Below are 19,159 nucleotides of genomic sequence, written 5' to 3' on the forward strand. Positions count from 1 at the left end.
AAAAACTCCTGAGATGGCATAACGTCCTCGCTCAGTTGATTAAAAGACTATTATAATTATCATCGTTGATTTGCTGCTAATAATTTAATTTTTTACTTGAGTTGTGTGAGCCTACAGTTAACCCCCCCGATCGCCCTTTTGGTAAGGGGAATCGAGAGGGTTATTTATTATACCATTTTCGATGTCTTGGAATTGAAGATTTTTGTCGATGGCAGAATTGGGTATGAGTGATGAGTACGAGAGTTTGGATCTTCCTGAGAGTTGGATTATTTGGGAAAAGTGGTGTTATTTGTCAAGTATCTGAGGGTATCAAACAGGGTTGGCTTGAGCTCGTCTTTGTAGCAGGCGGGCAATTTCAGCTTTTTCTACAAGTCCGACGAGGACACCGTTTTCGCGAATGACGGGGAGTTCTTGTACTTTAAGTTGTTCCAGGAGGGTGACGACTTCGAGGAGGGATAATTCTGGTTTGACGGTTGTGGAAAATTCGATCGGCTTGAGGAGTTCTTTCACCAAAACTTGGGGCCAGCTTCCGGTAGGAATGGTTTTAAGCTCGTCAATCTCGATCGCCCCTACGAGTTGTCCGGCATCATCTGTTACCAAATACCGGCGCCAGTTTTGAGCATTACCGATCACGTAGTTGTTGGCAAATTCTCTGAGCGACAAGTTTTCTGGGACGATCGGGCTTTCGGCGGTAACAGCATCTGCGGCTGTCAGCCCTGCTAGTTCGTTTTGAACAGTACCGTATTGTGCGGATTGACCTGCATTTTGCAGCAAGAACCAACCAATGACTAGATTCCAAATATTACCGAATATGCCTGTAGCAATGGCAATCCAACCAACGATTTGACCGACGCGACTAGCAAAAATTATGCCTTTGTAAGGGTTGCCGGTAATCTTCCAGACAATGGCTTTGAGGATGTTGCCGCCGTCGAGGGGCAAACCGGGAATTAAGTTAAATAAAGCCAGAACTAAATTGATGGAAGCTAAAAGTCCGACGATGGCGGCTGCCGGGCCTGTGAGGCCTGCACCGATGCCGATCGCAGTTAACGAACCGGACAAAAATAAGCTGACTAACGGGCCTGCAATGGCGACCCAAAATGCTTCGGCTGGGGTTTTGGATTCTCTTTCTAAATTAGCCAGTCCGCCAAACAGAAATAGCGAAATTGATTTCACGCCAATTCCCTGTTTGATGGCTACCCAACTGTGTCCTAATTCGTGGGCTAAGACGGAAGCAAATAACAGCAGAGCTGTGAACAATCCCAGCATCCAGGGCGCTACGGGGCCTAATGCGGGAAACAGAAAGGCTAATTGGCCACCGTACTGCCAAGTTACTAAACCCAGAACTAGAAACCAAGATGCGTTGACAAAGAAGGGAATTCCAAACAGGTTGCCGACGCGAAATGTACCGTTCATAATTGGCTACCTCTTATATTATGGGCGAGAGTTTTTTTTCTCCGTGTTCCTATGGTAACGAAATGTAACTAAGATGTTAATGTTTGAATTAGGGTGTTATCCGTCTGGGCAGGTTCGGTTTTACGATTTGAGATTTGAGATTGGGAATGATTGATGAGGTAAGGGCTCAGGTTCGTAGTGACGACTGAGCGTCCGCATTTATAAAGAACTTGGATTCTGATGCTGCAAACGCAAATTAAGTTAATTGTCGATCGCATCTCCTCCCAGCGGCCGGCTGTAGCGCTTCAATTCATCAATCAATCGAGTATCGTTAGAAGCTGTTCTCGCGCCGGCTTCGGCCGCCCACCGCTTCAAATCTTCAATTTGCGATCGGGCGATCGCAGCTAATGGTACTGTATCCTCGATCGACCTCAAAATATCATCCGTCGTCAAATCCCGGCGCTGTCCGTTTACAAAAGTGCCAAAAGCCCGGTACAATCCATCAATCACAACTTGCTCAATTTCCGCACCGCTAAAATCCTTAGCGCATTTCGCCAAAACATCCAAATCAAAGTCGCGCAATCTAGTCGGGCGCAAACGCTGCAAATGCACCTTAAAAATATCTTGTCGTTCCGATTCCGACGGCAAATTTAGAAAGAAAATCTCATCAAATCTGCCTTTTCTCAACAACTCTGCCGGCAAAATTCGCACGTTATTTGCAGTTGCTACGATAAACACCGGGCTGGTTTTTTCCTGCATCCAAGTAATCAAACTGCCGAATACGCGGCGCGAAGTTCCCGAATCGCCGTCGCCGCCGCTGATAATGTTGCCGAAGGCTTTATCTATTTCATCGATCCACAAAACGCAAGGTGCGATCGCCTCTGCCAATTGTATCATTTGTCTGACGCGACTTTCGCTTTCCCCGACCACGCCCCCGAACAATCTCCCAGTATCCAAACGCAGCAGCGGCAAACGCCATTCCGAGGCGATTGTTTTCGCAGACAAAGATTTGCCAGTACCTTGAATTCCTACTAACAAAACGCCTTTAGGATTGGGTATACCGTAGCGGCGCGCTTCGTCAGTAAAAGCATCTTGCCGTATCTTTACCCACTGCTTCAAATTCTCCAATCCGCCCACACTTTTTAGGGATTCTCGCGAGTTGAAAAACTCCAAAATCCCGGTTTTGCGAATTGCTTGCTGTTTTTCTTCCAAAACTCCCTCAATATCTGAGTCGTTAATTAGCTGTTTGGCTGCCAAAGCTTTAGCTAAAACCCGCCTAATTCGAGCGCGGCTCAAACCTTGACAAGCTTTAACTAATTGTTCCTTTGCTAAACCGCTAATTTGCAACTGTTCAGGCTTTTCCACAATATGGGAAATTAAACTGTCGATTTCTTGGACATTGGGCAATGGAAAATCAATTACTGTTACTTCTTCTTTCAATTCTTCGGGCAATTCTAGGGAGTGAGAAGTAAGAATTATTGTTTTTTTGCTGCGCTTCAATTCCCGCGTTAAATTGCGTAATTCCCGCACTACCGGAGCATTTTTTTCGGTGTACGGAGCTCTCAAAATTGGGTGCAAATCCCGCAGGACAAATATGGTATATTCTTCGACAGCAGTTTTGCCGATGCGATCGAGCGCCGCCATTACCGAACCTTTTGCAGAACCGTTGTCTTCCCAGCCGCGCACGATATCCCAGAACAACACTCGGCGCGCGGGAGTTACTTGCAGCGCTACTTGGGCAATTACAACTTCGACGGGTTCCTCCTCAGCGCCGACAATGTACAGCAGCGAGTAGCGGGCGCGAATCATCAAATCCAGTCGCTTGATTAGGGCATCGAAAGGGTTATTTTTAGTGGCATTTGTGCCATCTTTTTCTCGGACTTGGGGGTGTTTTTCAGTCATATTATTTAAGATTTTAGATATCAATTTAACTAAGTTAAATATTTTGTTGGTAGTAAGGACTTTAGTTTTTAAACAAATAAACGAACTAAAGGTTTGTAGTACGGACTTTAGTCCGTATCAAGGATTTAAACAAACTAAAGTCCGTACTACGAACGCACCTTGAAATTATAACAGAATAGGGATAATTTCGCTAGTTAGCAACTTTTCGGGCTTGTTTCACCATCTCAATGAGGGTGTGATGAGCATCTTCGGCGTCTGTTAAAGTGCGATCGAAATTTACTCTTACAGGCACTGTTTCGTCATTGACTTGAGCGGTTAAATCCATGCCGTTGGCATCAATCGCGAGCATTTGAGCGGATGTCGCCTCTGGTTTGCCGCCATAGGCTTGAGCGTACAAAACTACGGCGCTAGCGTGATCGTCGTTCATGTGAGTGCAGATGCGATCGCTAATCTCAGTGGAAAACTGTTCTGACATGGGGATTCCTCATATGCAATATTGCGATCGATTGTACTGCGATTTGTCGTAACAGAGAGTATAAATGATAATATTGTTTTTAATAACGAACAATCACATGAACAACTCTAGCGCTTATATCGAACTACTCAAAACATTTCCTCCCCGACCCATAACTGGTGAGGAGGAGTTAATGGCAACTCAAGAAGCGATCGACTCTCTGTTGGATAAAGGCGAACTGACTCCAGACGAACGCGACTATCTAAACGTACTAGGAACCCTGGTTTATGAGTATGAGCAAACTTTAGAACCCATACCTGACATTTACGGCATAGAACTATTAAAGGCTTTGATCGAAGAATTTGAACTAAGACAAAAAGACCTAGTTCCTATTTTTAAAACCGAGTCTATTGTCTCTGATATCCTCCATGAAAAGCGTCAACTTACCACCGAACATATACAAAAACTTGCAGATTTTTTCAGCGTCTCGCCGGCTGTTTTCTTTCCACTGCATAAAGTTGTTTGTAGTAAGAAATTTCGTCTTTATTGACTAAAAGCTTTCATATAGGACGATCGTTCTCACTACAAACTACACAACCTAACTAAAATATTTGTCGTCAAATGGCAATTCATCAAACAGCGAATCAATCTCAGTCTCATGGAAAGTCTCATATCGTTTCCGCTGGTATCGGAATGATTTAACCACAGAGAACACAGAGTACACAGAGGGAGAGAATATATATCTGAAGCATTCCGATGAAGAGAGGATTTGATATCAGGCTTCGCTACTTGTTGCTTGGTTGCTTGAATGCAGTTTAGCTACTGGTAAATCAGGAAAATTTTCTACAGCAACAGGCTGCGATTTTTCCAACTTAACTATCGGCAATTCCCCGCCATTCTCGCCATTTTTGCCCGTTTGATTCCACATCATCATTCCCAGCAAACCGTCAACCAAACCGCCGCCGCTACCATTCCCGCTAACCGCAACATCCGGCACAACTCGCACGTTGCGATCGCCTATAATTTGCATTAACTGCAAAGCTGTATAACCAGAACCGCCCAAAGCCACAACACCCGCTCGATAAGCTTCAGCTTGAGCATTTCCCTTCACCCGAATCGACTCAGCTTCGCCTTGAGCTTGTTTCACCTGGGAATTCGCTTTTAACTCAGAAATCTTCACGCCTTGCTCGGATTTTACCATCTCTTGCTGGATCTCAGCTAAAGCTGTTTCTCGCACTAATTGTTGGCGCTGAGTTTGCGCTAATTGCTGCACTTCATAAGTCTTGCATTGTTCTTCTGCAATTTTGCGATCGGTTTGAGTTTGCATCAACTCTGCGGGCGGCAAAATATCCCCGATCAAAGTATCAATTGCTTGCACGTCGTAGGTACGCAAAGCTGCTTTGATATACTCGGCGGCTTCCGCTTGTCTGCCGCTTCTTGCCGATAGAAAATCTAATACAGAATAAGCTTGAGCAGAGTTGCGGAAATAATTGCCGATTGTCGGCTGCAAAACGTGGTCTACTAAATTCTGCATCGAACCGACGCGAGAGATGACTTTCGGAGCATCCAAAGCTCCAACGTGAATAATTTGAGCTACTTCTAAATCGAAGGCAAAACCGTCTCTAGAACGCACGGTTAAAGATGAAAGTTGAGAATCGTAACTGTGCCGTTCTGTTTTACTAGACCAATTCAATACTATATTAGTAGTCGGCACTAATTCTACTTTCAAAATGCGAGTATTCAGCGGATGTTTGCCCGGATAAAGAGGTGTTACCCAAACGCCTTTGTTGCCGACATTTACTAAATTTCCGTGGGTGAAAGCAGCGCCGCTGACATCTTCCGAGGTTTTGCCGACATAGGAAATCACCGCGCCGACATAGCCGATCGGGATTTCGGTCATTGCGACTTGCTCGATCCCGACAAACCAAGGATTCAAGTTCCACGAACCGGAAAGCAAAACCTGTTCCTGCAAGCCGCGCCGCCCGCCGCCGGTGATAAATTTTTGCGCGTTTTGGAAGTTGTCGTGGTTCGGAATAATCGGGCCGGCAATTTCGCCATCTTGAATCGGAACGCCGTCAAAAGTTGTGACAATTCCCACTTTATCTGGGGCAATTTTGTACAGCTTTAAGTGTTCGGCTGTCATTCCGTGTTTGGGAGCATTTGCTGCTGTAATTACGGTAAACAATGCCGTGTTGATTCGATAGCTGCCGCCTGTTAAAATACCTAATTGTCTGCCTTTTTCCCCGCCTTCTTTCAGGAATTTGCGAGCATCTTGAAAGTTGTCGCATTCTGTGTATTTGCCGAGGATTCGTTGTGGTGGAATTGATGCGCCGCCTGCTGCGATAATCAGGGCAATTTCGCCTTGGGGAACCACAGTCAGAGATTCTTTGCGGACGCTGTACTGTATGGGCCAATAACCCCAGTGCCAGCCGGGGGGCAAAGTGTCAGCTTGATATCCCGCTTCTGAGTTTAAGGCAATTAAATCTCCTGGTGGCAAAGACTTGCCGCCGAAGCTAAACTTTTTACTGACAATTCCCACTTCGCGATCGCCAATTACGACTAATCCGCCAAAAAATAAAGGCAGCACTAGAATAATTATCATACTGCCGATCGCGATCGGGATAAATCCACCTCCATCGAGCTGCATTGTCTGCACGGGAACAGTGGTACGCAACTGCCCTAGCTGCAAGCTAGAATCGGGTTTTGCTGCTAGCTGAGTCGAGGTTTGACTTGGGGGAGGGATATCGCTAGCTGCTAATATCGGCGAGGGTTTCAAAGTGGTAATTGCACTGAGGGCTAAAGAAGCCGAAACAGCGGCTGCTAATTGTTTTAAAACCCGAACTTTGAGTTGAGATTTAGGCAAAAGTGAATAAAGCATTTTTTTCTTACAAGCTATAGAGTGTTATTACATCTAGCTTAAGCTTGATTCCCAGTGCCTACATAAAACTTATTGAAACTCTGCGGTTATTTTTGAGCTAAAACAGGTTTTCCAGTCAATACAACCTGTTCAATAATATCAGCAGCGTGCTTAGTTCCGCCCGATCGCGCAATTGCCTCTTGGAGGGCGATCGCCCTTTGTTTATACGACTCTTGGGCCAGCACTTTTACAATTGCCGATCGCAGTTTGGCAACGCTCAATTCCTTCAATGTAACAACTTCGCCAACACCCGTGTAAGCAATACGTGCAGCGACTCCAGGCTGGTCGTTCGCCACAGGAATTGCCACTAATGGTACTCCATTACTCAACGATTCCAAAGTTGTATTCATCCCAGCGTGCGTAATCGTGAGAGTGGCTTTTTGCAGCAGTTCTAATTGCGGTGCATAGCCAACAACTATTGGATTTCCCGGCAATTTTGGTAAGGATTCTGGAGTCGCACCTCCGCCGAGATCGATCGCCAATTGAGCGTCTAACCCTTCACAAGCAGAGGCGATCGTTTGAAATACCTCCAACAAGCGATTTTGAATAGTTCCCATAGAGGCATAAATTAATGGTTTCCCAGTTAATCGTTCAAAAGGAAAAGGTACTGATTGGCGCAGTGCAGGATTGTGAAAATGACCGACGAAATGGAAATGCGGCGGTAAATTTTGCCGAGGAAAATCAAATTCAGGCGGTTGCTGGCTGATTTGAGCGAGTTTAGAGTAATAATCATTCGGGTGAGAGTAGAGAGGTAATTTCCACTCTTCGCGATATTGGGCGATCGTCTTGCGAATTGGTTTTGCAAGCTGTTCGACTAACCGAAAGCCGATTTTATTGCGTAAGCGCCCTTTCCAAGTTGGATTGTATTGCCAAGTAGTGCAAATGGGAGGAATGTTTGGTTCTCGATTCAAAATTAAGGCACCGCAAACAGTGATAAAAGGAAGGTTGAGAAAATCTGCAATTGTTCCTCCTTCAATTGAAACTTGGTCTACGAGTAGAGCTTCTATACCAGCTTGTTTAATAGTTTTTGGCGCATCTCTGACGATAACAGCTAATCTTTTCTGCACTGCTTGAAGAGTATGTTTCAAAGCATCCAGTCCGCTAAGTTTTCCTCGTTGGGCAAACTCTTCTACGTTTGAGCCTAGGGGAAATTCATCTTCAGCTAATGACTGAAATTCTAATCCGCTAGCTAAGGCTTTCGGTCTAGCATCGAGGAAGCCCACTACTGTGACTCGATGGCCTCGGCGCAACAGTTCGTTTCCTAAAGGCATCATGACGTTGAGGTGGCCGGTGTCGGCGGGACAGATAATGCCGAAATGGGTCATTAGTAAAGGCTCCCCATGAATTTAATTTAACTTATAAAGCAAGTTAATTTTTTTTATATTAACCTTTTTTTGCAGTTGCCCTAAACTTTTTAGTATCGGTATATAGGTGTACATGATTTCTTGACTTATGGGCGATCGCTCTTTTTTTTTAGGATCTCGCTCATCAGAAACAACAAAGGGATCTCGCTCTTGATGCGCGATCGGGCGATCTGTCTGCTATCTAGTTTCCTGTTCCAATAAGTTAAGGATTTTCTCGCAGTATTTAAGTATGTCTGAAGCACTCATTCACCGCTACCAAGGCAACCCCCTATGGTTAAAAAGCGTGGCGACTCTGATTCAAGAATTGGGAGGAGGCGTGAATCAGTTATTACCAAATGATACCATATTGTTGCCGTCAGATTTGAAAGATGTTTTACAGATGCAGTTCGATCGCCTTTCGGAACTAGAAAAACAAGTAATCTCTTTGTTGGCGAAAGAAAGTCAGCCAGTCAACCGCACAAAATTGCTCGAAAATGATACAATCGGGCTGTCAGATTTGGTAAATGCGCTGCAATCTCTATCGCGACGCTGCTTGATAGAGCAACAAGAAAGTAGTTACACTCTGCCACCTGTGTTGAGGCAGTATATCATTGGAATGATTTAACCGCAGAGAGCGCAGAGGACACAGAGGAAGAGAACAGAGAGATAATAATTCCGATATCAACGGATTTGATATGATATCATTTCCGGCCATAAAACCATCACTACAAACAGTATCGATCGAGAAACCGGGTTTTTTACCTAATCTGCCGACTGCGACGACATATCTGGGCAAAAAACCCGGTTTCTACGGCTTCAATCGTAAGTCATATTTAAACAAACTGGCCAGTGGGACTTGTTCGCACGCGGCGAATTCCAATCACCGAGGGCATCGGCGATCGGCGCGAATCATTCGAGATATTGCTCGGCCACAAACTCCCGCGCGAAACAGCCCGAGTTTGATTGAAAACAGCACCGCTCAAATCCAACATTTCAATTTGCCGACTCAGTACAGTACCATCATCGATCGGACAATCTTCCCCAGGATGCTGCACCGAAATCACCAGCGTATCTCCCACAAAAGTCGGCCCTGTCATTTCGCAGCGGTTCGGGCCTTGAGCAAACGGAATTACACTACCTGCATTCGGCCCGGAAGTCGGAATGTAAAACAGCCAATTGTTGCCGAAAACACCCGTAAAATCCGAGATATTTCCAGTCTTTTTGTGGTCGATCGCATTTGGCTTCCCAGCAGCACCAACATCAAAACCGTTGTGCGTGCTCGTAGACATATCAGTGACACCCCAAATATTACCTTGAGTGTCAAAAGCCAAATTGTCTACACTAGCAAATCCCGCGCCAGCTACCGCACCCGCTTCTCCACCTTGAACAAAACGCTGCCAGCGGAATGTCGAACCCGCACCGTCGGAACTATCTTCAATTATTTTGTAAATTCCTCCCGACTGCTGAGTGCTATTGAGGGCCGCAGTGTATTTAGCAACAGTAAAAATGCGGGAATCTGGATAACCGTCGCTACCGGGTGCGCCGTCCGTATAAGCAATGAAAACTTCCTTAGTAGTAGGATTCACTTCCAAATCTTCAGGCCGTGCCGTTGGAGTACCGCCGATTAAATTAGCAGCTAAAAAGGCATCAACTAAAATCGCACCTTGGCTGGCATAGAAATTAGCAAGAGTTTTATTTCTGTAGCCGGGAAGTGCTGTTGCTTCATTAGTTGTATCTACTACAAAAGAACCGCCGTCTTCTGTTTGAGCTGCAATTCCGCTGCGTTTGGGCAAGCGAGTATTAGCATCTCTTTGAGCTTTGCCAAAACTTGCTAATTCCGCTTCGCCAACTTTAGAAGGACTGACTGGATTCGTCGGGCTATTGATTGCTAGCGGCAGCCATCTTCCTGCACCGTTGCGGTTGTATTGGGCGACGTACAAAATGCCATCTTCCAATAAGCGGCTGTTGCTTTTATCTGCGGGATTTGTGACAGTACCGTTGCTGACAAATTTCCAGGTGTGTCCGCCGCGCCGATCGTCCCCCATGTACACTACTAACCTGCGGCCTGCTTCAGCGCGCATCGCCACATTTTCGTGGCGGAAACGGCCTAAAGCGGTGTGTTTGCGGGGGCGGAAATTCGGATCTTGGGGATCGACTTCTACCATCCAGCCGTATTTTTCGCCGACTAAGCCGAATTCTTCGCCCGTAGTGCCCTTGGCGTAGCTGGTTTGGCCGCCGTTGGGTTTGACGCTTTCCTGGACTCCCACGAAAAATGCTTCGCTACCTTGGAAGTTTTCTTCGGCGGAGAGGATTGTTCCCCACGGGGTTGTGCCGCCGGAACAGTTGTAGGCTGTACCGATGATGCGGTTTCCGAGCCCGTCGCTGTTGACGGTAGCGAAGACTTGGGTGGCTGCGGGGCCCGTACCTGTGAGATATTTGTCGTCGCCTTGTCTGGTTCCCCAGGAGGTGACATCTTTGTATTTGTCGCTGCGCTGGCTGTTGATTCCGAGGCCGGAAAGTCCGTGAATGCGTCGGTTGAGGGGATCGCGGGCGATCGCCCTAAATTTTCCGTCAGCTTGTTTGGTGATGCGGACGATCGAACCACCGAGATTGTACAGAAATTCGCCGAGGGTAGCTTGATTTTTTACGGATAAGTCTATACCGAGGACGGCGCGATCGGCTGCGGGGAACGAGGCCACATCTGACGGCGTATCCGGCGCGATTTTCGACATCGGGAAAGATACGTACTCGTGGTTTACCCAGAGATAGCCGTCGTCATTACTGCCGCGAATCCCTACAAAACCGGTATAGTCGTTGTTGTAGCCGAAATAGTCAGCCAGATTCGGGAAAACTCGATCGCCCCAGCGGAGAATCACATATCGTTCGTATTCTGGGGGTACAACCACATCGTCAACCACGCTGTAACTGGTTAATCTCGTATTCTGCGATGCCGCCATTACCGTCCCCTGTCCGTTTGGGGCGATCGGCATAAAGCTCGGCAATTCTTGATAAACTGGCAGTGGATGAGGTAGTCTTAACGGAGTCAAAGATATGGGACTTACAACAGCTTCGGCCGAAGTGGAATTGATGCCTAATAATCTTTGAGTTAGTTGAGGTGCAAGCACAGTGGTAGCTGCACTGCTACCGAAGAAAATTAACAGTTGTCGGCGAGTTATTTTAGACATAAATTCCTGTTCAACCCAACATCCCTAATCGTGATTTACCTAAAAATTTATCACTGTTAAATTAAGGATAGTTAACCTCAAGGTTAATTAAAGTAGGGGAATCTTTTGGTTAACAATTGGTTATTGGTTCTATCATGTCCGGTCAATTACCAGCAATCTAGATGTTTGTAATGAAGACTTTAGTCCTCTAAAAATCTGAGGACTAAAGTCCTCACTACAAACCAATTTTATTGTGGTCGCTCCACCACCACAGAAGATATTATTAGTTATTGCTTGTTTGTTACCAATCCCCAATCCCCAATCCCCAATGACCAATCCCCAATGACCAATTCCCAATTCCCAATTTCTCAATCATCTCGAAAACCCGGATCGTTTTGTCGGGATGCCGATCGACTCGGTGCAGGTACATTAATGGTTTGCGAAGGCCTGGAATTTGCGGGGGAAACATTGCTGTCTCTGAATCCCAGCAGCAATTTAGCATCCGCAAAATATCGAGTCCACTGTTCGATTCTCGAATCTTTTTGCCACTGGCTGCGGGATACTCTCGATCGCAAAACCGGAACTCTTTGCCGGCTGCGAGTGGCTGTAACGATCGCCGTAACTTCTGTTAATTCGGGATTATTTTGGAATTCTTGGGCGATCGACTCTTTCGCCAAATCTTCCGCCTGCTGAACTAAACCCGTGAAAGATTGACTATCGTCCGAATTTAAGGTAAGATACGTTTCCTTAGCTTCTGCTAAACCGAGCGATACATTTGCTGTAAAATTGATAGTTACTAAAATAACGGCAGACAAGAGGCGACGGTGAAAACTCATTATATTTGTAAATTGAATATTGACATTTATTAATGATAATCAATAAAGATTAACCGTAAATTAAGCTAAAATTAAGATAATAAAACTTTTCCCGCGTCACTCAGAAAGTAACCAATAACTAATAACCAATAACTAATAACCAATAACTAATAATCAATGAAATCAACAAAATGCGCCATCGCCCTCGGCAGCAACCTAGGCGACTCCCTAGCCACGCTCAAAAGCGCGATCGCCACTCTCAACAACACCCCAGAAATCACAGTAAAATCCCATTCTAGCTGGTATCAAACCGCCCCAGTCGGGCCTCCCCAACCCGATTACATCAACGCCTGTGCCATCCTAGAAGTTGCCCTAGAACCACAACAATTGCTAGCAGCTTTATTAGCAATAGAAATAAAATTTAATCGGATTCGCCGCGAAAAATGGGGGCCGAGAACCCTAGACCTCGATTTGCTGCTATATGATAATTTAATCCTAGAAACTCCGACGCTGACTTTACCTCATCCCCGGATGCTCGAAAGAGCTTTTGTATTAGTACCTTTAGCAGAAATTGCGCCGGATTGGGTGCATCCAGTGACGAAAAGTGCGATCGACCAACTCGTGCAAAAGGTAAACTGTTCAGGAGTTGCAAAAATGAAAATGTAGAAATTGAGCAAAATCCAGGACTGCGATCGCCTATGATGTCTTAAATCGGTGCAATCAAACATTATTCGCTTCTCGCTTATGCCATTAGGAAAAGAACTGCCCCAACTCCTCAAACAGCGCCTGTTTTACCAAGGACGCAAATTCAACTTCGACGTAGCCAGCCTCCGCCTTCCCAACGGTTCCGAAGGCGACTGGGAATGTATTCGCCACCCCGGCGGAGCACTTGCAGTTCCCGTCACCCCCGAAGGTAAACTCGTCTTGGTGCGGCAATACCGGTTCGCCGCCAAAGGGCGGATTTTAGAATTTCCCGCCGGGACGATCGAACTGAATGAAGAGCCCGCCGAAACTATCAAACGCGAAATCGAAGAAGAAACCGGATATCGCGCCGGAAAATGGCACGAATTAGGCAAATTTTTTCTCGCCCCGGGCTACTCCGACGAAATCATTTATGCTTTTTTAGCCCAAGATTTGGTCAAGCTGGAAAAGCCGCCAGAACAAGACGATGATGAAGACATGGAAACAGTTTTATTCACTCCAGAGGAATTAGAAAAAGCTATCTTAGCAGGCGAACCAATTGATGCAAAATCAATTTCTAGCTTTTTCCTAGCGCGCCCTTTTTTGATGTAAAATAGTATCGCGGTACGGTGCGTCGCTCACATACAGTCATAAACAACTAGAATTGTGGCCGCGACGCACCATACAAAAATCTCAAACCTCAAATCAAATGTCAGACTTAATTTTATTTTGGCACCGTCGAGATTTACGTATTTCTGACAACATCGGATTGGCTGCCGCGCGCCAGCAAAGCCCGAAAGTAGTCGGAATTTTTTGTCTCGATACCCATATACTAGATCGCGATGACGTAGCGCCCGCCCGTGTCACATACATGATAGGTTGTTTGGAAAAACTCTCCTCACGTTACAGCGAAGCAGGCAGCCAATTACTAATAATTCAAGATGACCCGCGTCTGGGAATACCGAAATTAGCAACGGCACTCAATGCTAAAGCAGTATTTTGGAACCGGGATATTGAACCCTATGCAAAAGAGCGAGATATAAGCGTATCAAAAGCTCTCGAACAAGCAGTAATTAAAGTTGAAATTTTCTGGGATCAAATCCTGCACGCCCCAGATGAAATTCGCAGCGGTGCAGGACAACCCTACACAGTTTATACACCATTTTGGAAAAATTGGAACAGCAAACCCAAAGCTGAACCAGTAGAGACACTGCCGATAACTTATCTGAAATTAGTGACCGGATTAACCGCCCAAGAACAAGAAATCGCCAACCAAGCAGGTGCAATAGAAACACTGCCAACGGCATCTAGTTTGGGATTTACTTGGGAAAATCAGTTAGTAATAGAACCCGGAGAAGATGCAGCGCGAGCAAAGTTGGAAGAATTTTGCGAAATCGCAATTTACCAATATCAAGAACAGCGCAATTTTCCCGCAATTAATGGCACATCGCAACTCAGCGCAGCCCTCAAATTCGGTGCAATTGGTATCCGCACAGTTTGGCAAGCTACCCAGAGAGTAATGGACACTTGTCGCAGCGAAGAAGCGCGCACAAGCATTAGCACTTGGCAACAGGAAATAGCGTGGCGGGAATTTTACCAACACGCCATGTATAACTTCCCTGAATTAGCAGATGGGCCCTACCGTGAAGCATTCAAAAACTTTCCTTGGGATAACGATGAAAAACTATTTCAAGTTTGGTGCAGGGGCAAAACTGGTTATCCGATTATCGATGCGGCAATGCGGCAGTTAAATCAGACTGGTTGGATGCACAATCGCTGTCGGATGATAGTCGCTAGTTTCCTCACAAAAGATTTAATTATTAACTGGCAGTGGGGTGAAAAATACTTCATGCAAAATTTGATTGACGGCGACCTTTCTGCTAACAATGGGGGCTGGCAGTGGAGCGCATCGAGCGGTATGGATCCGAAACCTTTGCGAATATTTAATCCCGCCAGTCAAGCTCAGAAATTTGACCCGGAAGGAGAATATATCCGGCACTGGGTTCCAGAATTGCGCCGAGTTGATACAAAACTTTTGCTAACAGGAAATATTTCACCTATAGAACGCCGACTGCTTCATTATCCCGATCCGATTGTAGACCACAAGGAGCAGCAGCGCAAGTTTAAGGAACTTTTTAAGCAGCAAAAAACAGATTTCTTGGAAAAGTCATTTTAATCAAATTTTGGGACGTTGCTCTGAGCAACGTCCTAACTATTTTGCAAGAAGTCTAATATAGATTATTTGTGGTTTGTAGTGAGGACTTTAGTTTTTCTTTATCCAAACATATAGGACTGAATTTCTTGTGGTTTGTAGTCAGGACTTTAGTTTTTCTTTATCCAAACATATAAAACTGAATTTCTTGTGGTTTGTATTGAGGACTTTAGCCCTTCTTTGTCCAAAACGGAGAGGACTGAAGTCCCAACGATCGAACCTGGGAGGACTGAAGTCCGAACGATCGAATCGCAAAATTTAAAATATTCCACAAGTTATAATAAAGTCATATAAATCGGAGGTTGAAATGGTAACGCTGCAATTAAGACAAATCAGTGTACCGCCCGGACATAGACTGCTGTTGAACGATGTCAACTGGCAGGAATTTGAAGCTATTCTAGAGGAGTTGGGAGAACACCGCGCCTCTAGAATAGCTTACAGTCAAGGAATTTTGGAGATTAGGATGCCGCTACCAGAACATGAGAAGGCTAAAATTATTATTGGCTATTTAGTGAAAATTTTGTTTGAGGAACTTGAAATAGACTTTGAACCATTTGGTTCAACTACTTTTAAGCGAAAAAGTATGTTGCAAGGAATTGAACCGGATGAATGTTTTTACATCCAGAATTACGCTTTAATGATTGGCAAAAAGCGCATTGACTTAAGTATCGATCCGCCGCCGGATTTAGCAATTGAAGTGGATTTAACTTCCAAGACTCAACTGGATGCTTACGAGGCGCTGGGAGTACCGGAAATTTGGCGCTATGAAAATAACCAACTTCAAATTAATGTGCTTGAAGATGGGAAATATGTTGAATCGGCAATTAGTCCAACATTTCCCAATTTGCCAATTATTGAAGCTATTTCTGAATATTGCGAACAAAGTCAAACAGCGGGCACGAGTCAAACTCTCCGATTGTTTCGCAAGTGGGTGAGAGAACAAATCCTATCAATTCCGGTTGCACCGTCAGGTGATTGTTGACTGTTGACTGTTGACGGGCGGGTCGAAAAACTGAATGGTTGAGTGTTAACTGTTGACTCGATTTTATGATTGGGATGCAACCGGAAACGAGATCACGCTTTGAGGACTAAAGTCCTTACTACTAACCAACTTGCTACAATCTAATTGCTTTTTTAGTTGCGCTGTTGAGTGATAGAGAGAGAGTAAGGGTGTTGACCTTGCGATCGATCGCCCACGAAAATTACATAAGTTCCCTTGTCCCCATAACCGGAAAATTCTACATTCCCCGCAGCAGCATTCGCCGGTAGGACGCAGAAACTACCCCTGGGCCCCTGAATCATCAAACTCGGCGCTCCCGCTGTTTGTACTGCAATTTTCCAGTAAGGTAAATCCTGCGTTACTTCGATGACGTGGTTCGGCCCGGCGGCTACGAAACCGCACTCGCCGCTATTGTTCGGGCCGCCGGAGATTCCTGAAACACTCAGCGGTTCGCGAAATCCTGGAGCAATTTGTAGCGGTTGGCTGCGAAGGGCCCCCGGTGCAGTTAAAATCATTCCTAGGGCTAGGATTGCGATCGAGCCAAGGCGCTGTCTGGGGCGATCGCACGGATAGCATATCTTCATTTTTATCCTTATTTATCCGAACACAATGGCGGAAGGTTCCACTTGTTTGACGGTAGAGGATAATTAGCGGTTCCGAACGGGCTAATGTGACTCTTATTAATCTGACCGCCCTAAAACGATCGGCTTACAGCTAAACTAACTCCCAAATTTTTTTATGAATCCTCAAAATAACTTCAATTGGCAGCAAGCGATCGCACAACTAAAAGCTAAACTAGAGCGATCGCCCCTCATCCAACAAAATTCAGATACCTATCAAGCGCTCGGAACTTTCTACAATCAATTTCTCGATAAGTTTCAAAAACTCCCCAAACCCGGGCAAGTGGCAGTCTTTGCTGTCGGGGCGATCGTTGTCCTGACAGTGTTCAATAGCATCGTACAGCTAATTTCCGCACTGGTGACTCTTGGCGTTCTCGGAGTGCTAATCTACATAGCATATAAATTGACAATTTCTCCTGATTCCTCCAACACTAACGACTAACAATAGGAAATTATAAATATGGCTAGCCCAACCGCACCCGGTGGCATTAATCAACCCGATCCGTCTCCCTCTTGGCAAGCACAATCCCAGCAAATGCCACTGTTGGTTCGCAGGTGCGGCGCTTGGGCCGTTGAAATTTCCTTAATTGCGGCCAGCGCCCTCGTTCCTTTCAGTATCGGGTCATTAGTCAACAAGGATGCTCAAACTGTACCGCTGAATTCCTCAGTAGCAGCAGTATCGGAAACTGTAGCCCGTATTTTGGGCATCCCCGTGCGCGATCGCAACCCCAGAGTCGCACCTCTAACTAATCTATTCTGGTCCGGGGCGCTGCTGGCACCTGCTGTTTTAGCCGCGTGGCAATTGTTTTTGCTCGCCAGAACCGGTCAAACTCTCCCGAAACGCTGGTTTGCGGTTAAAGTCGTCACAGCCTCGGGTACTCGTCCGGGTTTTGGACGAGTGCTGCTCCGCGAAAGTTTGGGGCGCTGGGGAGTGCCTCTGGGCATCGCCTACGGCATTTGGCGCTTGTCCGGTGCGTTTCCTGATTTAATCATTTTAGGGGGGCTGAGCGGCTTGGCAGTGCTGGCAGATGGCGCTTTGGCATTCCGCTACAAACGGCAATCCGGGCACGATCGCCTCGCGAATACTTTGGGGGTAAATGCTCGTGAAGCGAAGCTATCCCGTAGGGAATCGGACCAAATGTCGCCCAATCCTGTCGAGAGTCAAGATTGGACTGAAGAAGACGCGCAAATTGCAGCTTTGGTTGTGACTCCAGAAACCAATGTCAAAGAAGAACCCAGTTTGTGGAATTGGATGCGCCAACATCCAGGCACAACTTTAGTGATAGTTACGATTGGCAGTGCGGGATTGATTTTAAGTTTGTTTGTTGGCACTCTGATCTACACTCAAAGTCAAGCTAATTTGCGGGATTCTCGGCAGCGAAATGACGAGTTATTTGTAGCTTTAGTTAGCAAATTGTCTCCGGCTTCGGCTAGCGGAACATCGGGGAGGCGATCGGCAATTTTGGCTTTGGGGGCAGTGGAAGACTCCCGCGCCGTACCCCTGCTAGCGGATTTGCTAGCCCAAGAAGACAGCCGCCCAATGCTGGACGCGATCCAGCAAGCTTTAGTCAGTACCGGCCCGAAAGCTTTACCTGACTTGCGGCGGTTAAACCAAGCACTCAGCAATGACCTCGAATCCTTGCGTTTCGGGGGGAAAGCCCCCGAACGCGAGTTAGCCGCGGCCCGCCAGCGAACAGTCCAAAGGGCGATCGGCAAAATTCTCACAGTGTATAGCAGCCAGCTCAACGGCGCGGATCTCAGCCGCACAGATTTAAGTCAAAGTCCTGCCGGCCCGGCTCAGTTTCTTTTAGTATTAGACAAAGTTGACTTATCAGGAATTAAACTGAGAAACACTAATTTAACCAATGCCAGCTTGCAGGGAACTCGCTTTTACGGCACCGGCGAAGACAGGCGTCCGGGTACATTTGACGATTGGATTTCTGACTTGAGCGCCGCTAATTTTGAAGGAGCAAATTTAACCGGAGCATCTTTGAACAGTGCTGTAATGAACCGGACTACTTTTGTCCGCGCTGTCATGAACAAAGCTAATTTGTCAAACGGAATCTTGAATGGAGCTAATTTGAGCAGTGCTCTTTTAATTGGGGCAAACTTGCAGCAAGCAATGTTAAAAGATGCCAGTTTTACCGGTGCAGATATCGGCAGCGCGAATTTTTCGGAAGCAAATTTGTCAGGCGCGCGTTTGGGAAAAGTCAAGGCTCAAGGCACTCAGTTATCCTTGACAAATTTGTCAAAATCGGAATGGCAAGGTGCTGATTTGTCCGGTGCAGATTTGAACGGTGCGAACTTACAAAATGCCGATTTAAGTTCGGCTAAACTCGCCAACGCGAATTTTAAAGATGCTCGGTTGCAAGATGCTAATTTGCAGAATGCGGATTTGAGTTCCGTTGATTTTAGGGGCGCGAATTTAGCGGGAGCCAATTTTAAAGGGGCTGTGTTTCTCTCAAAGGCGGGTTCGGATCAATTTATTCAAAGTCCGGTAGGTAGTAAATCAGGTCGATTCCAAGGAGTTGATTTTGCCGACGCTAAAAATTTAGATCGAAGTCAAATTGCTTACATTTGTTTGCAGGGGGGGTTCCATCCCAAGTGCCCGCCCAAGAATTAAAGGTTGCTGATTATCGGTTTGTAGTGAGGACTCAAG

The 19,159-nt window shown here is 46.0% G+C and carries 15 protein-coding genes and 1 pseudogene; 8 read left to right on the forward strand and 8 right to left on the reverse strand.

Going from position 1 to position 19,159, the window contains the following annotated elements:
* Nucleotides 1-309 precede the first annotated feature (309 nt).
* From IQ270_RS05050 to IQ270_RS05060, 3 genes are all read right to left on the reverse strand, one after another.
* Nucleotides 310-1,413, reverse strand: a complete 1,104-nt coding sequence (locus IQ270_RS05050) for a site-2 protease family protein (RefSeq protein ID WP_193972155.1) — start codon at nucleotides 1,411-1,413, stop codon at nucleotides 310-312.
* 240 nt (nucleotides 1,414-1,653) lie between these two features.
* Nucleotides 1,654-3,294, reverse strand: a complete 1,641-nt coding sequence (locus tag IQ270_RS05055) for an AAA family ATPase (protein WP_193972156.1) — start codon at nucleotides 3,292-3,294, stop codon at nucleotides 1,654-1,656.
* A 190-nt stretch (nucleotides 3,295-3,484) separates the two neighbouring features.
* Nucleotides 3,485-3,769 carry a DUF2470 domain-containing protein gene (locus tag IQ270_RS05060; RefSeq protein ID WP_193972157.1) on the reverse strand — a complete coding sequence of 95 codons (285 nt, stop codon included), beginning with the start codon at nucleotides 3,767-3,769 and terminating at the stop codon, nucleotides 3,485-3,487.
* Nucleotides 3,770-3,866: 97 nt separating this feature from the next.
* Here IQ270_RS05060 and IQ270_RS05065 point away from each other — a divergent pair, with 97 nt between their 5' ends.
* Complete coding sequence (locus IQ270_RS05065; protein WP_193972158.1) at nucleotides 3,867-4,298, forward strand: type II toxin-antitoxin system HigA family antitoxin; 432 nt, start codon at nucleotides 3,867-3,869, stop codon at nucleotides 4,296-4,298.
* 225 nt (nucleotides 4,299-4,523) lie between these two features.
* On the opposite strand, the gene IQ270_RS05070 is transcribed toward IQ270_RS05065, so the two are convergent.
* Complete coding sequence (locus IQ270_RS05070) at nucleotides 4,524-6,626, reverse strand: SPFH domain-containing protein (protein WP_228056092.1); 2,103 nt, start codon at nucleotides 6,624-6,626, stop codon at nucleotides 4,524-4,526.
* Nucleotides 6,627-6,712: 86 nt separating this feature from the next.
* On the reverse strand, nucleotides 6,713-7,990 hold the full coding sequence (locus IQ270_RS05075) for a glycosyltransferase (protein WP_193972159.1): 1,278 nt from the start codon (nucleotides 7,988-7,990) through the stop codon (nucleotides 6,713-6,715).
* A 271-nt stretch (nucleotides 7,991-8,261) separates the two neighbouring features.
* Between IQ270_RS05075 and IQ270_RS05080 the strand changes: the two are divergent.
* Nucleotides 8,262-8,633 (forward strand): annotated as a pseudogene (locus IQ270_RS05080) (ATPase); the annotation flags it as partial.
* A gap of 208 nt (nucleotides 8,634-8,841) precedes the next feature.
* On the opposite strand, the gene IQ270_RS05085 reads toward IQ270_RS05080, so the two are convergent.
* Both IQ270_RS05085 and IQ270_RS05090 read right to left on the reverse strand, forming a co-directional pair.
* Nucleotides 8,842-11,193, reverse strand: coding sequence for a PhoX family phosphatase (locus tag IQ270_RS05085; protein ID WP_193972160.1), 2,352 nt, complete (start codon nucleotides 11,191-11,193; stop codon nucleotides 8,842-8,844).
* A gap of 347 nt (nucleotides 11,194-11,540) precedes the next feature.
* On the reverse strand, nucleotides 11,541-12,008 hold the full coding sequence (locus IQ270_RS05090; protein ID WP_193972161.1) for a hypothetical protein: 468 nt from the start codon (nucleotides 12,006-12,008) through the stop codon (nucleotides 11,541-11,543).
* A 156-nt stretch (nucleotides 12,009-12,164) separates the two neighbouring features.
* Between IQ270_RS05090 and folK the strand changes: the two genes are divergently transcribed.
* The 4 genes from folK (at nucleotide 12,165) to IQ270_RS05110 (ending at nucleotide 15,862) form a co-directional block, all read left to right on the forward strand.
* Nucleotides 12,165-12,653 carry a 2-amino-4-hydroxy-6-hydroxymethyldihydropteridine diphosphokinase gene (gene folK / locus IQ270_RS05095; protein ID WP_193972162.1) on the forward strand — a complete coding sequence of 163 codons (489 nt, stop codon included), beginning with the start codon at nucleotides 12,165-12,167 and terminating at the stop codon, nucleotides 12,651-12,653.
* A gap of 78 nt (nucleotides 12,654-12,731) precedes the next feature.
* On the forward strand, nucleotides 12,732-13,280 hold the full coding sequence (locus IQ270_RS05100; RefSeq protein ID WP_193972163.1) for an NUDIX hydrolase: 549 nt from the start codon (nucleotides 12,732-12,734) through the stop codon (nucleotides 13,278-13,280).
* A gap of 97 nt (nucleotides 13,281-13,377) precedes the next feature.
* Complete coding sequence (locus IQ270_RS05105) at nucleotides 13,378-14,844, forward strand: FAD-binding domain-containing protein (RefSeq protein WP_193972164.1); 1,467 nt, start codon at nucleotides 13,378-13,380, stop codon at nucleotides 14,842-14,844.
* 343 nt (nucleotides 14,845-15,187) lie between these two features.
* Nucleotides 15,188-15,862, forward strand: coding sequence for a Uma2 family endonuclease (locus IQ270_RS05110; RefSeq protein WP_193972165.1), 675 nt, complete (start codon nucleotides 15,188-15,190; stop codon nucleotides 15,860-15,862).
* Between the two features lie 152 nt (nucleotides 15,863-16,014).
* Here IQ270_RS05110 and IQ270_RS05115 read toward each other — a convergent pair whose 3' ends face one another.
* Complete coding sequence (locus IQ270_RS05115) at nucleotides 16,015-16,464, reverse strand: hypothetical protein (RefSeq protein ID WP_193972166.1); 450 nt, start codon at nucleotides 16,462-16,464, stop codon at nucleotides 16,015-16,017.
* 154 nt (nucleotides 16,465-16,618) lie between these two features.
* Between IQ270_RS05115 and IQ270_RS05120 the strand changes: the two genes are divergently transcribed.
* Together IQ270_RS05120 and IQ270_RS05125 are read left to right on the forward strand one after the other, a co-directional pair.
* The gene (locus IQ270_RS05120; protein ID WP_193972167.1) at nucleotides 16,619-16,942 is read left to right on the forward strand and encodes a hypothetical protein; all 324 of its coding nucleotides are present in this window, start codon (nucleotides 16,619-16,621) and stop codon (nucleotides 16,940-16,942) included.
* A gap of 18 nt (nucleotides 16,943-16,960) precedes the next feature.
* Nucleotides 16,961-19,123, forward strand: a complete 2,163-nt coding sequence (locus IQ270_RS05125; RefSeq protein WP_193972168.1) for a pentapeptide repeat-containing protein — start codon at nucleotides 16,961-16,963, stop codon at nucleotides 19,121-19,123.
* Nucleotides 19,124-19,159: the final 36 nt, after the last annotated feature.

Origin of the sequence: Microcoleus sp. LEGE 07076 (genome assembly GCF_015207455.1) — a bacterium.
Classification (GTDB): domain Bacteria; phylum Cyanobacteriota; class Cyanobacteriia; order Cyanobacteriales; family Microcoleaceae; genus Microcoleus.

Bases quoted from the DNA above. Each gene is read 5' to 3' on its own strand.
- IQ270_RS05050 (WP_193972155.1), bottom strand. From the start codon at position 1,413: ATGAACGGTACATTTCGCGTCGGCAACCTGTTTGGAATTCCCTTCTTT.
- IQ270_RS05055 (WP_193972156.1), bottom strand. From the start codon at position 3,294: ATGACTGAAAAACACCCCCAAGTCCGAGAAAAAGATGGCACAAATGCC.
- IQ270_RS05060 (WP_193972157.1), bottom strand. From the start codon at position 3,769: ATGTCAGAACAGTTTTCCACTGAGATTAGCGATCGCATCTGCACTCAC.
- IQ270_RS05065 (WP_193972158.1), top strand. From the start codon at position 3,867: ATGAACAACTCTAGCGCTTATATCGAACTACTCAAAACATTTCCTCCC.
- IQ270_RS05070 (WP_228056092.1), bottom strand. From the start codon at position 6,626: ATGCTTTATTCACTTTTGCCTAAATCTCAACTCAAAGTTCGGGTTTTA.
- IQ270_RS05075 (WP_193972159.1), bottom strand. From the start codon at position 7,990: ATGACCCATTTCGGCATTATCTGTCCCGCCGACACCGGCCACCTCAAC.
- IQ270_RS05085 (WP_193972160.1), bottom strand. From the start codon at position 11,193: ATGTCTAAAATAACTCGCCGACAACTGTTAATTTTCTTCGGTAGCAGT.
- IQ270_RS05090 (WP_193972161.1), bottom strand. From the start codon at position 12,008: ATGAGTTTTCACCGTCGCCTCTTGTCTGCCGTTATTTTAGTAACTATC.
- folK (WP_193972162.1), top strand. From the start codon at position 12,165: ATGAAATCAACAAAATGCGCCATCGCCCTCGGCAGCAACCTAGGCGAC.
- IQ270_RS05100 (WP_193972163.1), top strand. From the start codon at position 12,732: ATGCCATTAGGAAAAGAACTGCCCCAACTCCTCAAACAGCGCCTGTTT.
- IQ270_RS05105 (WP_193972164.1), top strand. From the start codon at position 13,378: ATGTCAGACTTAATTTTATTTTGGCACCGTCGAGATTTACGTATTTCT.
- IQ270_RS05110 (WP_193972165.1), top strand. From the start codon at position 15,188: ATGGTAACGCTGCAATTAAGACAAATCAGTGTACCGCCCGGACATAGA.
- IQ270_RS05115 (WP_193972166.1), bottom strand. From the start codon at position 16,464: ATGAAGATATGCTATCCGTGCGATCGCCCCAGACAGCGCCTTGGCTCG.
- IQ270_RS05120 (WP_193972167.1), top strand. From the start codon at position 16,619: ATGAATCCTCAAAATAACTTCAATTGGCAGCAAGCGATCGCACAACTA.
- IQ270_RS05125 (WP_193972168.1), top strand. From the start codon at position 16,961: ATGGCTAGCCCAACCGCACCCGGTGGCATTAATCAACCCGATCCGTCT.